Raw genomic sequence first — 13,613 nt, 5'->3', positions numbered from 1 at the left:
GCACACCGGCGTCGCGGCACCTGCATGACGAGGGTGTGACAATCCACCCCCTGTGGAACCCCTGAACGAATCCCTGTTCGACGCCCAGGCCCTGGACTTTCCGGCTGCCCTGGCGTCGGCACTCGCCCCTGCCGCCCTGCCCGGCCATTTCGACGAACTGCGCGGCCAGGCCACTGCGGCAGCATCCGTGCGGCCGGCGCCGGGCGCCGCGCCAGCTCCTGCGGCAGCGCCGCTGCTGTACGACGCCGCGGCCGAACGGCCGGCCGTGACGCAGTCTCCATCCCAGTCGCAGTCACAGTCGCAATCCCGGCAGGGCGCGTCCGGCGAGCAACCGCCGCTCACGCCCGCCTGGAACGCCTTCTTCGAACAGCTCGGCCCGGGCGGCTTCAACGACCTGCCGCGCCGGGCGGTCAGCCTGGAGCGGCAGATCCGCGACAACGGCGTCACCTACAACGTCTACGCCGACGCCGACGGTCCGCAGCGGCCCTGGTCGCTCGACCTGTTCCCGCTGATCGTCTCGCCCGAGAGCTGGAGCCAGATCGAGGCCGGCGTGCTGCAGCGGGTGCGCGTGCTGGACCGCGTGATGGCCGACGTCTACGGCCCGCAGCAGCTGCTGGCGGAAGGCCTCATTCCGCCGGCGCTGGTGCGCGGACACCCCGGCTACCTGCGCGCCCTGCATGGCGTGAAGCCGCCGGGCGACACCTGGCTGCACATCGCCGCCTTCGACCTCGCCCGCGGCCCCGACGGCAACTGGTGGGTGGTGTCGCAGCGCACGCAGGCGCCCTCGGGCCTGGGCTACCTGCTCGAGAACCGCCTGGCCATCACGCGCCAGTTTCCGCAGGCCTTCGAGGCACTGCATGTGCAGCGCCTGGCCGCCACCTACAGCGCCATGATGGAAGGGCTGCAGCGCATGTGCCCGGCCGGCGTGCCGCCGCACATCGCGCTGCTCACGCCGGGGCCGTACAACGAGACCTACTTCGAGCACGCCTACCTTGCGCGCTACCTGGGCATCACGCTGGTCGAGGGCAACGACCTCACCGTGCGCGACCAGCGCCTGTACCTGAAGACGCTGCAGGGCCTGCGCCCGGTGCACGGCCTCATCAAGCGGCTGGACGACCAGTTCCTCGACCCGCTCGAGCTTCGCCCCGATTCCACGCTCGGCGTGCCTGGCCTGCTGCAGGCCATCCGCGCGGGCAACGTGCTGGTGGCCAACATGCCGGGCTCGGCTTTCCTCGAATCGCCCGCGCTGCTGGGCTTCCTGCCCGGGCTGGCACGCCGCCTGATCGGCGAGAAGCTCAAGCTGCCGGCGCTGCCCACCTGGTGGTGCGGCGAGCGCGCCGCGCTCGAGGCCGTGCTGCCGCAGCTCGGCGACTGCGCCATCAAGCCCACCTACCCCGGCTTCGACGGCCGCGCCACCTTCGACGCGGTGCTCGGCAGCCAGCTCGGCCGGCGCGAGCTCGACGAATGGGCCGGCCGCATCGTGCGCGAAGGCGACGTGCACACCGTGCAGGGCGCCCTGCCGCTGTCGCAGATGCCCACCTGGGCCGCCGACATGGGCCCCGGCCACATCGCGCCGCGCGCGGTGCTGCTGCGCGTGTTCGCGGTGAGCGACGGCGCGCAGTCCTGGCGTGTGCTGCCCGGCGGCCTGGCCCGGCTCGCGGGGCCCGACGCGCAGATCGCCTCCATGCAGCGCGGCGGCAGCAGTGCCGACGTGTGGGTGCAGACGCACGGCGAGGTCGATCGCACCACGCTGCTGCAGCCGCACGCGACGCCGGCCTCGCTTGCACGGCACCGTGCGCCCGTCACCAGCCGCGCCGCGGAGAACATGTTCTGGCTCGGCCGCTACACCGAGCGCGCCGAGAACGCGGTGCGTCTGGCGCGTCTCACGCTCAACCTGCTGGGCGGCGAAGACCAGTCGTCCCGTCCGCTGCTCGAATGGCTCCACCGCCTGGCGCTGCGCAATGCGCTGGTGCCGGCCGAAGTGCCGAGCGCGCCGCAGTCGCGCCGCGTGTTCGAGCGCGCGCTGATCGCAGAACTCGGCGACGTGGCGCGCGGCGGCAGCGTCGGCTACAGCCTCAAGTGCATCCGGCAGGCCGCGGCCGCCGTGCGCGAGCGCCTGTCGCAGGACAACTGGAACCAGATCGTCCGCACCGAGGCCGAATTCCTGCGCCGCGCGGCCGAGCAGGCCGGCGAAGGCAGCTTTGCGGCCAGCGCCGCGCTGCGCGCACTCGAATCGGCCAGCACTGCGCTGGCCGCCATGACCGGCGCACAGACCGACCGCATGACGCGCGACGACGCCTGGCGGCTGCTGTCCATCGGCCGCCACATCGAGCGCCTCGGCTTCCTGGCGAACGCGCTGGAGGCCGGCTTCGAGAACGGCGCGGTGCACGAAGTGAGCGGCTTCGAGGCCATGGTGGCGCTGTTCGACAGCACCATCACCTTCCATGCGCGCTACCAGCAGCGCCGCGACGTCGCCACCATGGTCGACCTGCTGGTGCTCGACGCCGAGAATCCACGCTCGCTCGCATGGGTCACGCAGACGCTGCGCGGGCGCATCGCGCGGCTGGCCGGAAGCGCGCCCGGCAAGCTCACCGCGCTGTCGTACGAACTGCCCGATCCGGCCACGTGGACGCTCGAACATCTCTGCGCCGCGGGCCCCGACGCCAACTACCCGGCGCTGGTCGAGCTGCTCGCCAGCTGCGAAACAGCCGCTTACCACGTGAGCGATGCCATCGGCACGCGCTACTTCACGCTGACCTCAGAATCGCTGCGCTCCGTCGGAGCTTGAACCGCAGACAACGACAGTCCCCAGGAGACACCATGCCAGGCATCGCGATTTCCCGTCGCTTCGCACTCACCGCCGCAGGCCTGTGCGTCGCACTTGCCATGACCGCCTGCAGCAAGCAGGAAGGCGACGCGCCGGCCAGCGCGAACCCGGCCCCGCCGGTTCCGGCGCGCGTGCTCGTGGTCGGCACCGACGCCGCCTACACGCCCTTCGAGTCGCAGAACGACAAGGGCGAGATCGTCGGCTTCGACATCGACGTGGTCAACGCGGTGGCGAAGAAGGCCGGACTCGAGGTCAAGTTCGTGAACACGCCTTGGGAAGGCATCTTCAACGCGCTCGAACAGGGCGACCGCGACCTGCTTGTATCGGCCATCACCATCACCGACGAGCGCCGCCAGACGATGGACTTCTCGCAGCCCTACTTCGACGCCAGGCAGCTGATCGCGGTGCGCAACGATTCGCCGGTGGCGAAGTTCGACGACATCAAGACGATGAAGGTCGGCGTGCAGAACGGCACGACCGGCGACGAAGTGGTGGGCAAGCTGCTGGGCAAGTCGAGCACCAGCATCAAGCGCTTCGAGTCGACGCCGCTCGCGCTCAAGGAGCTGGAAGCCGGCGGCGTGCAGGCCGTGGTGGCCGACAACGGCGTGGTGGTGCACTACCTCGCCAACAACACCGCCGGCGGCTTCAGGACGGTGAGCGACGCGAGCTTCCCGGTCGAGAAGTACGGCATTGCCGTCAAGCGCGGCAACGCCCAGCTGCTGGCCAAGCTCAACCAGGGTCTCGAGGGCATCCGCGCCGATGGCACCTACGCGAAGATCTACGCCTCGCACTTCGGCAACGAGCCGAAGTAGACCTTGCCTCCCCTCGCGCCATGCTGCTTCAAGTCACCCACGAAACGCGCTACGAGTATGCGCCGCCGGTCGAAACGGCCCAGCATCTCGCCCACCTGAAGCCGCTCGCCACCGATTCGCAGCGGCTCGTGAGCCACAGGCTCGCCATCGAACCCCCTCCCGCGCAACGCAACGAACAGGCCGACCTGTACGGCAACACGCGCGCCTTCTTTGCGCTCGAGGCCACGCACGACCGCCTGGTGGTCACCGCCGAAAGCGTGGTCGAGACCTCTGTGCCCGTGCTCTCGCCCGCCGTGGCGCGCGAGCTGCCCTGGGAAAGCGTTCGCGAGCGTTTCCGCTTCCGCAAGGACGCCGCCTTCGACGCCGCGTCCGAATTCGTCTTTCCGTCGCCCTACGTGCCGCGGCACGACGACTTCGCGGCCTACGCGCGCGCCAGCTTCGCACCGGGCCGCCCGGCCTTCGATGTGGCGATGGACCTCACCGAGCGCATGTACGAGGACTTCGCGTACGACGCCGACAGCACCGAGATCAACACGCCCGCGGTCGAGGCGCTCGCGCAGCGCAAGGGCGTGTGCCAGGACTTCGCCCACATCATGATCGCGTGCTTCCGCACCATGGGCCTGCCCGCGCGCTACGTGAGCGGCTACCTGCTCACGCAGCCGCCGCCCGGCCAGCCCCGGCTGGTCGGCGCCGATGCCTCGCATGCGTGGGTGTCGGTCTACCTCCCTGGCGAGGAAAGCGGAGACCCCGGCGGCTGGGCCGACTTCGACCCCACCAACGGCCGCCAGCCCGGCGAGGACTACGTCACGCTGGCCATCGGTCGCGACTACTCCGACGTGTCGCCGATGCGCGGCGTACTCCATGGCGGCGCAAGGCACACGCTGCGGGTCGGCGTGACCGTGCAGCCAGTGGGGGAAGCGGCTGGGGAGCCCGCGCAAACACAGACACAATCGCCTTCCCAAGACAAGGAGTCTCCATGAGCGTTTACGACAAACTTTCCAGCCTCGGCATCACCCTTCCCCCCGTCTCGGCCCCCGCCGCCGCCTATGTGCCTTTCGTGCAGACCGGCAACCTCGTGTTCCTGTCGGGCCACATCGCGAAGAAGGACGGCAAGGTCTGGACCGGCCAGCTGGGCGCCAACCTGAGCACCGAGGAAGGCAAGCAGGCCGCACGCGCCATCGCGATCGACCTGCTCGGCACGCTGCACGCGGCCGTGGGCGACCTGAACAAGGTCAAGCGCATCGTCAAGGTGATGAGCCTCGTGAACTCGGTCGGCACCTTCACCGAGCAGCATCTCGTGACCAATGGCGCGAGCGAATTCTTCGCCGAAGTCTTCGGCCCCGAGAAGGGTGCGCATGCCCGCAGCGCCTTCGGCGTGGCGCAGATCCCGATGGGTGCCTGCGTGGAAATCGAACTGGTCGCCGAAATCGGCTGATCGCGCAAAGCACTTGCAACTGACGCCCGACGACCTCATCGCGCAGGCGATGCAGGACCCCGTCAACGCGGCGCTGGCGAGCCGCCTCCCCGGCCTCGGCCTTCCACAGGGCCACCTCACGGCCGGCTGCCTGTTCCAGTCCATCTGGAACCGCACTGCCGGCCGGCCGCCGGGCTGGGGCGTGAAGGACTACGACGTCTTCTATTTCGACGACAGCGACCTGTCGTGGGAAGCCGAGGACGCGGTCATCCGGCGTGTGAACGACACCGTGGCCGACCTGGGCGCGAAGGTCGAGGTCAAGAACCAGGCGCGCGTGCACCTCTGGTACGCGCAGCGCTTCGATGCGCACTACCCCCGGCTCGTGTCGGCGCGCGACGGCATCGACCGCTATCCGATCGCCTGCACCCGCGTGGGCATCGACCTGGCCGACGGCTCGCTCTACGCGCCCGACAGGCTCGAAGACCTCGCCGCCGGCATCCTGCGGATGAATCCGCTGCTGCCGGTGCCGGCCCTGTTCCTGAAGAAGGCGGCGGACTATCGGGCACGATGGCCATGGCTCAGCATCGAGCCCCCGACCACTGCCACTGCTGATGGCGCTGATGGCGCTGATGGCGCTTCAGCGTCTGCACCGTGACGAACACCCCGGGTTCCGCATCGCGAATACCAGGGGTGTAGCGGCTCGCGCCGTCGGCGCGAGAGAGCGAAAAGGAGAAAGAGCGTTGCGCTCCAGCCGGGCAGCGTGTCGCCGCAGGGCGCCGGATTCCGGAAGGCGGTTACAAACACGTCTGCTGCCCATGGGTGTCACCCGACGCATTCCATCGACTCGCCTTTACCGCTCCACCGCATGTCCCGATACGTCCCGCCACCTCCCGCTCCCGCCAGCGCATTGCGCGCACTCGAAGGCAAGCTCGGCGCCACGCTGCCGCCCGTGCTCGAGGGCCGCTATGCGGCCTCCAACGGCGGCACCTTCGGCGACCCGCGCAACCGCGACTGCGAATGGCAGCTGCACCCGGTGTTCGACGCGACCGACCGCAAGCAGATGAAGCGCACCGGCGAGGACATCGCGCACTACACGAAGCTGGCGCTGAAGGACGCGCGCTTTCCGCGCAACGGCATCAGCATCGCGCACGACTACACCCTCGCGCGGCAGCTTCTCGTGCTGCGCGACGAAGCCACCGGCGCCGTCGGTGACGCGGTGTTCCTGTTCGACGTGTTCCAGAACCTCTGGTGCGCGCCGTATGCCATCGACCTGCAGGCGGCCATCGACCAGGCGCGCATTCCCGAAGCCGTGCAGCCCGACCCGGCACGTGCACTGCCGGAGTTCCCGTACTACGCCGACCCGTTCCGCTCGGGCGTGATGCACACGTCGGGCGAGACCTGCGAATGCTGCGGCCAGGCAACGGGCTACATCTACGGCGGCAGCTTCTACGCGGTGGGCGACGAATCGCACTTCTGCCCCTGGTGCATTGCCGACGGCTCGGCCGCGGCGAAATTCGACGGCGAGTTCAACGATTCGGCCGGTGTGGGCATGGGCGAGGTCGACCTGCCCGCCAGCGTCGTTGCCGAAGTGTCGCAACGCACGCCCAGCTTCTTCAGCTTCCAGCAGGAGCAGTGGTGGGCGCACTGCAACGACGCGGGCCGCTTCCTCGGCGAGATCGAGCATGTCGACCGCGCGCTCCTCGCGTCCGACGCGGGCACGGACCTGGTGGAGACCGTGTGCGAAACCGCAGGCCTCGGCGGCGACACCGACTGGCAATGGCTGCTCGACACGCCCTCGCGCAAGCGCGACATCGCGGTGTTCGTCTTCGGCTGCGTGCATTGCGGCAAGCTCGGCGGCTACGTCGACCACAGCTGAACCCGCGGCACCGGCATCGCTGCCGGCAATGCTCCCGCCCGCACGCGCCACGGGACCAAAGTCCGATGCGCATTCCCGACCGCCGCGCTAGAACACTGCGGCATTCCGCAAGCTCCAGATGACCACACTCACCGCGCCGACCGACAGCCAACGCGTCTTCGAAGTCCAGCTCTCCGTGCTGCTGCGCAGCTTCCCGTTCGCGCTCGCCGGTTCGGCGGTCTCGGCCTGCGTGGTGGCCTACGTGATGCTGGCCGCGGTGCCGCAGGCGCAGGTCGCCGCCTGGATCTCGGTCACGCTGCTGGTAGCGGCCTGGCGGCTCGGCGCGATGGTCCAGCACGCGCGCACGCGCGAGCGCCCCGGCTCGGGCGAACGATGGCTGCGGCGGATGATCGCCGGCAACATCGCCTCGGGCCTGCTGTGGGGGCTGCCTTTCGCCTACTGGACGTTCTTCGTTCCGCTCCAGTACCAGCTGTTCTTCATCGTCGTGCTGTTCGGGCTCGGCACGGGCGCGATCTATTCGAACTACATGGTGCTGTCCGCCGTGTACGCGTTCGTGGTGCCGACCTTCGCGCCGACCTTCATCGCGCTGGCGGTGCAGCCGTCGGCCGTGAACCTCGCGCTGGTCTCCAGCGGCGCGGCCTACCTGGTGGCCACCGTCGCCTTCATCCATCGCATGAACCGCACCCACCTGAACGCGTTGCGGCTGGGGTACGAGAACATGGCGCTGCTGCAGCAGGTGCGCCTCGAGAAGGAAGCGGCCGAACGCAGCGACCTGGAGAAGTCGCGCTTCCTCGCCGCGGCGAGCCACGACCTGCGGCAGCCGGTGCACGCCATGAGCCTCTTTCTCGGCCTCCTCGCCAACGAGCGGCTGTCGGAGCACGGGCGCTACCTGGTCGAGAACATCACCCGGGCCAGTGCCGCGATGGGCCACCTGTTCGATGCGCTGCTCAACATCTCGCGGCTCGATGCAGGCGTGATCCACCCGCGCTTCGAGAGCTTTCCGCTCGATCGCCTGCTCGACCAGATCCGCGCGGAATACACGCCGCAAGCGCTGCAGAAGGGGTTGCGCCTGACAGTGCGCCGCTGCCCCGACCGCGTCCGCTCCGACCCGGTGCTGCTCGAACGCATCCTGCGCAACCTGGTCAGCAACGCCATCGCGCACACGCATGAAGGCCGCGTGCTGATCGGCTGCCGCCGGCGCGGCGGCACCGTGCGCATCGAGGTCTGGGACACCGGGCCGGGCATTCCGAAGCACGAGCACGAGCGCGTGTTCTGGGAGTTCCACCAGCTGCGCAACCCGGAGCGCGATCGCAGCAAGGGCCTCGGGCTGGGCCTCGCCATCGTCCGCCGCACGGCCGCGCTGCTGGGGCATGCGCTGTCGCTGCGTTCCACCGAAGGCCGCGGTACCGTCTTCATGCTGGACGTGGCCGCGCAGCCGGCGTCGGCACCCATCGCGGGCACGGAGGACGGCACGCCCGCAGCCGATGCCGCGGCGGCCATTGCGGGCGCTGCGCCCGCAGCCGCCGTTGTAGGAAGCACGGGGCAGCTGATCCTGGTCATCGACGACGACGCGCAGAACCGCGAGGGCCTGCAGTTGCTGCTCGAGAGCTGGGGCCACCGCGTGATCGCCGCCGCCGGTCCGGCCGAACTGGTCGCGCTGACCGCCGACGTGCCCGGCCGGCCCGGACTGATCGTGAGCGACTACCGCCTGCGCGAGCACGAGACCGGCATCGAGGCGATCGACCGGCTGCACGAGGAATACAACGACGCCGCCATTCCGGCACTGCTGGTCAGCGGCGACACCGACCCGGCGCGGCTGATCGAGGCCGCCGCGCGTTCGATCCCGATGCTCCACAAGCCCGTGGAAGTGGAGATGCTGCGCGGCTGGGTCGAGAAGCTGCTCGCGGCGCGCGCGGCCGGGTGAAAGACCTCCGCGCGCCCTATCGTGGCTTGCCCAGCAGGCCCACGCGGCGCGCGGCGATCGTGGCCTGCGTGCGGTTGGACACACCGAGCGCCGCGAAGATCGCGGAGATGTGCGCCTTGATGGTTTTTTCCGATGTCTCCAGCCGCTCGGCGATCTGCGCATTGCGCAGTCCCTCGCACACCAGCTGCAGCACCTCGGTCTGGCGCGCGGTCAGGCGGCCCAGGCTGTCGGTCGGGGTCGACATCACGGGCAGTGCCGAGGCGCCCTGCTGCAGGGCATGCACCACCCGCTGCTCGCCGCCGATCACGCGCCGCAGGGCGTCGAGCAGCTGGCGGCTGTCGGCCGACTTGTGCACGAAGCCCCGCGCGCCGGCCTCCAGCGCGCTCTCGATGTCGTGCGGGTCCTCGGAGGCCGACAGCACCAGGATGCGCATGCCGCCACGGCGCCGGTGCAGCTGCTGCACCAGGGCCGCGCCGCCGACGTCGGGGAGGTAGTAGTCGGTCATCACCGCGTCGATGACCGGCAGCGTCGACAGCGCGTCGAGCGCCTCGCCGCCGGTGCTGGCGGTCTCGACGGTCATCGAAGGGTCTGCCTGCTTCAATGCGAGGCGCAGGCCCTCGCGGAACATGGCGTGGTCGTCGATCAGCAGAATCGTGGAGGACATGCCTCCGATTCTGTATGCAACTCAGGCCGAGGGCCCAGTGCTGGCGAGAGCGGGCATTTCAGTTGAGCGGGGGTCGACGTTCACGCCGCGGTCCAAGCGCAGGCACGAGCCGGAGAAGCTGCACGCGGCGGTGTTGCGGAGGGCCGATTCCCCCATCGCCGCGCGGACGACCGAGGGAAAACGCCAAGCGCTGCCCGCGGGTTGATTCCTACAGTCGACAGCGCCGGCAGGAGCCGCACAAACAGAACAACAGGAACAGGTGCCATGGAGTTCGACTACGTGATCGTCGGCGGCGGCTCGGGCGGTGCCACGCTGGCCTCCCGGCTCAGCGAGGACCCAGGCGTGCAGGTCTGCCTGGTCGAGGCCGGCGGCGACGGGCGCGGCATTCTCGTGCGGGCGCCGGCCGCCACGGTGGCGATGCTGCCGGGCCGGCCGCGCATCAACAACTACGCCTACCAGACCGTGCCGCAGTCGGGTCTCGGCGGGCGCCGCGGCTACCAGCCGCGCGGGCGCTGCCTGGGCGGCTCGAGCGCCATCAACGCGATGCTCTACGTGCGTGGCCACCGCGAGGACTACGACGACTGGGCGCGCGCGGGCTGCGCCGGCTGGTCGTTCGACGAGGTGCTGCCCTACTTCATCCGCGCCGAGGGCAACCAGCGCGGCGCCAGCGCGCTGCACGGGGCCGACGGGCCGCTGCAGGTGGCCGAGCAGCAGAGCCCGCGCGCAATCACCGAGGATTTCGTGCGCGCCGCACAGGACTGCGGCGTTCCCCGGAACGACGATTTCAACGGCCCCGAGCAGGAAGGCGCTGGCCTCTATCAGGTCACGCAGTTCCACGGCGGCGACAGGAACGGCGAGCGCTGCTCGGTGGCCGCGGCCTACCTGCATCCGGCGATGAAGCGCTCCAACCTCACGGTGCTGACCGGCGCGCAGGCACAGCGCGTGGTGCTCCAGGAACGGCGTGCCGTGGGCGTCGAGATCCACCGCGGCGGCCACTCCGAGATCCTTGCCGCTCGCCGCGAGGTGGTGCTGTGCGGCGGTGCCTTCAACTCGCCGCAACTGCTCATGCTGTCCGGCATCGGCGATCCGGCCGAGCTGGCGAGCCACGGCATCGAAGTGCGCCACGCGCTGCCGGGCGTGGGACGCAACCTGCAGGACCACACGGACTTCATCCTCTCGTACCGCTCGAAGGACACGGAGCTCTTCGGCATCGGCGCGGTGGCCACCTGGAAGCTCGCGAAGGCGATCCTCGAGTGGCGCAGGCGAGGCACCGGCCTCGTGGCCACGCCGTTCGCCGAGGGCGGCGCCTTCATCCGGTCGTCGCCCGACGCACCGCGGCCCGACCTGCAGCTGCACTTCGTGATCGCCATCACCGACGATCATGCGCGCAAGCTGCACGCGGGCTTCGGCTTCTCGTGCCATGTGTGCGTGCTGCGGCCGAAGGGCCGCGGCGACGTGCGGTTGAACAGCGCAGACCCCGCGGCCGCACCGCGCATCGATCCGCGCTTCCTGTCGGAACCCGAGGACATGGCGCTGCTGCTGCAAGGCGTGAAGAAGACGCGCGAGATCATGGACGCCCCGGCGCTCGCGAAGTACCGCCAGCAGGAGCTCTACACCGCCGACGCCCACACCGACGAGGCGCTGTCGCAGCACATCCGCGCGCGCGCCGACACCATCTATCACCCGGTGGGCACCTGCAGGATGGGCATCGACGCGATGTCGGTGGTCGATGCCCAGTTGCGCGTGCACGGCGTCGAGAACCTGCGCGTGGTCGATGCCTCGGTCATGCCGACGCTGATCGGCGGCAACACCAATGCGCCGACCGTGATGATCGCCGAGCGTGCCGCCGACTGGATGCGCGGCCCGATCACCTTCGACCGTGCGGTGGCTGATGCAAGGCTGCCTCCCTCATGAGGCACTGCGAAACCGGCGCTTCCCCACGCGAGGCGCGCGAAAGCCGGCGCGCGCCTAGGCTTGCGACGAGCCCCTGACCACGAGGTCACCGGGCAACAGCAGTTGCCGGGGCGGCACGTCGAGGCCGCGCAGGCGCTCGATCAGGCAGGTCGCGGCCGTGCGGCCGATGGCGTCGGTGGGTTGCGCCACGGTGCTCAGGCCGGGACCGATCAGCGACGCCCATTCGGGGTCGTCGAAGCCGACGAAGCCCAGGTCTTCACCGAACTGCCAGCCCAGCCGCGCCATGGCCTGCGCCACGCGCAGCGTGACCACGGCATTGCCGGCCACCACGGCGGCGCGGCGTCCGCGTTTGGCGCGCTGGCGCAGCGCGCGCAGGGCTTCGTCGAGTTCTTCGTTGCCGCCCTCGACGCACTCGAAGATCTCGCCCGCCACGCGGGGCTCGTGCGCCGCCACGCAGGCGCCGAAGGCCGCCGTGCGCTCGCGCCGCGAGCTCACGCCCTTCTGCGGCTCGGTCACGTAGAGCAGTTCGCGGAAGCCGCCTTCGACCAGGTGGCCGCAGGTGGCCTGCATCGCTGCATGGTTGTCGAGCGAGACGAAGTCGGTGTGCATGCCGATGTGCCGGCGGTCGACCAGCACCGCCGGCTTGCCGTGCAGCGTGACCGCGTCGACCACGTTGCTGCCGCGGCCCAGCGTGTTGAGGATGAAGCCGTCGACCTGGTAGCCCGCCAGCGCATTGATCGCCTCGCGCTCGCGTTCGCTCTCGTTGCCGAGGTTGAACAGCATCACGAGGTAGCCGGCGTCCTGGCAGGCTTTCTCCGCGCCGCGCAGCACGGCGACGGAATACGGGTTGGTGATGTCGGCCACGATCAGGCCGATGAGCCGCGAGCGGCCATGGCTGAGCGCCTGCGCCATCGGGCTCGGCGAATAGGCCAGCTTGGCGATGGCCACCTCGACGCGCGCCGCGATGTCGGGGCTCAGCAATCGCTCGCGGTGGTTGAGGAAGCGCGAGACGGTGGCCTTGGAGACACCGGCTTCCTCGGCGACGTCGGCGATGGTGGCGCGGCCGGTCGGTTTCATGGTCTCGCTCCTTCGCCCTCTAGGGGAAGGTTGGGACGGGGGCAGGCAGAGCGCCCATTGGATGCGCTGCTTGCCCCCACCCCTGCCCTCCCCCAGCGGGGGAGGGAGTAAAGCCTGGCACCGGTCATGCGCTCGCCGTGTCGTACGGCGCCGTCGGCCTCTCTCCAGCCAGCACCTGCAGCAAATTCGTCGTCGCCAGCTCAGCCATCGCATGGCGCGTCTCGTGCGTGGCCGAGCCGATGTGCGGCAGCGGCGTCACGCGCGGATGGGTGCGCAGCGGCGAGTCGGCCGGCAGCGGCTCCTTGGCGAAGACGTCGAGGCCGGCGGCGCGCAAGGTGCCGTGGTCGAGCGCGTGCAGCAGCGCTTCTTCGTTCACCGTGGCACCGCGGCCGCCGTTGATGAAGGACGCACCCGGCTTCATGCGGGCGAAGAAGCCCGCGTCGATCATTCCGCGCGTGGCGTCGGTCAGCGGCAGCATCGCGAGCACGATGTCGGCGCGCGCGAGCAGGTCGTCCAGCGGCGTGTGCGCGGCGCGACCTTGCAGTTCGGGCGCCTGCGCGGCCAGGTCGACGGCGCGACGCGAGTGGTAGAGCACCGGCATGCCGAAGCCCAGCGCGGCGCGGCGCGCCACCGCCTGGCCGATGCGGCCGAAACCGAGGATGCCCAGCGTCTTGCCGTGCACGTCGGTGCCGAACAGCTCCTCGCCGATGTTCTTCGTCCAGCGGCCTTCGCGCACCAGGTTCGACAGCTCGACCACGCGGCGCTGCGTGGCCATGAGGATCGCGAACACCGTGTCGGCCACCGTCTCGGTGAGCACGTCGGGCGTGTGGCACAGCACGATGCCGCGCTTGTGCAGTTCGGCCAGCGGGTAGTTGTCGACACCGACCGACACGCTCGAGATCACCTCGAGCTGCGGTGCTGCATCGAGCAACGCGGCATCGACGTTGTAGCTCGAGCCGATCAGGCCGTTGGCCGTGCGCAGCGCGGCGGCAAAGGCCTCGGGTTCCTTGCGCGGATCGGCCACGACGACGTGGTGCGCGGCCTGCAGCCGCGCGAGCTGGTCTCCGGGCAACGAACGAAAGACGACGACATTCTTCTGCGCCAT

Annotated in this window: 11 protein-coding genes; 8 read left to right on the top strand and 3 right to left on the bottom strand. The window is 70.0% G+C overall.

Annotation, left to right across the window (positions count from 1 at the left end; genetic code table 11):
* Positions 1-52: 52 nt before the first annotated feature.
* The 7 genes from AACL56_RS31645 to AACL56_RS31615 all read left to right on the top strand — a co-directional run bounded on the left by AACL56_RS31645 (position 53) and on the right by AACL56_RS31615 (position 8,853).
* On the top strand, positions 53-2,788 hold the full coding sequence (locus AACL56_RS31645; RefSeq protein ID WP_339094248.1) for a circularly permuted type 2 ATP-grasp protein: 2,736 nt from the start codon (positions 53-55) through the stop codon (positions 2,786-2,788).
* Positions 2,789-2,820: 32 nt separating this feature from the next.
* On the top strand, positions 2,821-3,639 hold the full coding sequence (locus AACL56_RS31640; protein ID WP_339094246.1) for a basic amino acid ABC transporter substrate-binding protein: 819 nt from the start codon (positions 2,821-2,823) through the stop codon (positions 3,637-3,639).
* 20 nt (positions 3,640-3,659) lie between these two features.
* A complete protein-coding gene (locus AACL56_RS31635; RefSeq protein WP_339094244.1) occupies positions 3,660-4,619 on the top strand; it encodes a transglutaminase family protein in 960 nt (319 codons plus the stop codon).
* Complete coding sequence (locus AACL56_RS31630; protein ID WP_339094243.1) at positions 4,616-5,074, top strand: RidA family protein; 459 nt, start codon at positions 4,616-4,618, stop codon at positions 5,072-5,074. The genes AACL56_RS31635 and AACL56_RS31630 overlap by 4 nt, the downstream gene beginning before the upstream one ends.
* Before the next feature lie 13 nt (positions 5,075-5,087).
* Positions 5,088-5,708, top strand: coding sequence for a nucleotidyltransferase family protein (locus AACL56_RS31625; RefSeq protein WP_339094241.1), 621 nt, complete (start codon positions 5,088-5,090; stop codon positions 5,706-5,708).
* Between the two features lie 210 nt (positions 5,709-5,918).
* Positions 5,919-6,929, top strand: a complete 1,011-nt coding sequence (locus tag AACL56_RS31620; protein WP_339094239.1) for a CbrC family protein — start codon at positions 5,919-5,921, stop codon at positions 6,927-6,929.
* Positions 6,930-7,047: 118 nt separating this feature from the next.
* Positions 7,048-8,853 (top strand): ATP-binding response regulator, encoded by a 1,806-nt coding sequence (locus AACL56_RS31615; RefSeq protein ID WP_339094237.1) that lies wholly within the window; start codon positions 7,048-7,050, stop codon positions 8,851-8,853.
* 16 nt (positions 8,854-8,869) lie between these two features.
* Here AACL56_RS31615 and AACL56_RS31610 read toward each other — a convergent pair whose 3' ends face one another.
* Complete coding sequence (locus tag AACL56_RS31610) at positions 8,870-9,517, bottom strand: response regulator transcription factor (protein WP_339094235.1); 648 nt, start codon at positions 9,515-9,517, stop codon at positions 8,870-8,872.
* Positions 9,518-9,781: 264 nt separating this feature from the next.
* Between AACL56_RS31610 and AACL56_RS31605 the strand changes: the two genes are divergently transcribed.
* Entirely contained in the window at positions 9,782-11,431 is a 1,650-nt protein-coding gene (locus AACL56_RS31605; protein ID WP_339094233.1) for a GMC family oxidoreductase, read from the top strand.
* Between the two features lie 54 nt (positions 11,432-11,485).
* Here AACL56_RS31605 and AACL56_RS31600 read toward each other — a convergent pair whose 3' ends face one another.
* Together AACL56_RS31600 and AACL56_RS31595 are read right to left on the bottom strand one after the other, a co-directional pair.
* A complete protein-coding gene (locus tag AACL56_RS31600) occupies positions 11,486-12,508 on the bottom strand; it encodes a LacI family DNA-binding transcriptional regulator (protein WP_339094231.1) in 1,023 nt (340 codons plus the stop codon).
* Between the two features lie 124 nt (positions 12,509-12,632).
* The gene (locus AACL56_RS31595) at positions 12,633-13,613 is read right to left on the bottom strand and encodes a 2-hydroxyacid dehydrogenase (RefSeq protein ID WP_339094229.1); all 981 of its coding nucleotides are present in this window, start codon (positions 13,611-13,613) and stop codon (positions 12,633-12,635) included.

The organism is Variovorax paradoxus, from assembly GCF_902712855.1.
In the GTDB taxonomy this organism is placed as follows: domain Bacteria; phylum Pseudomonadota; class Gammaproteobacteria; order Burkholderiales; family Burkholderiaceae_C; genus Variovorax; species Variovorax paradoxus_Q.
The sequence above is the reverse complement of the archived record's forward strand: the minus strand, read 5'-3'. Positions and strand labels throughout refer to the sequence as shown.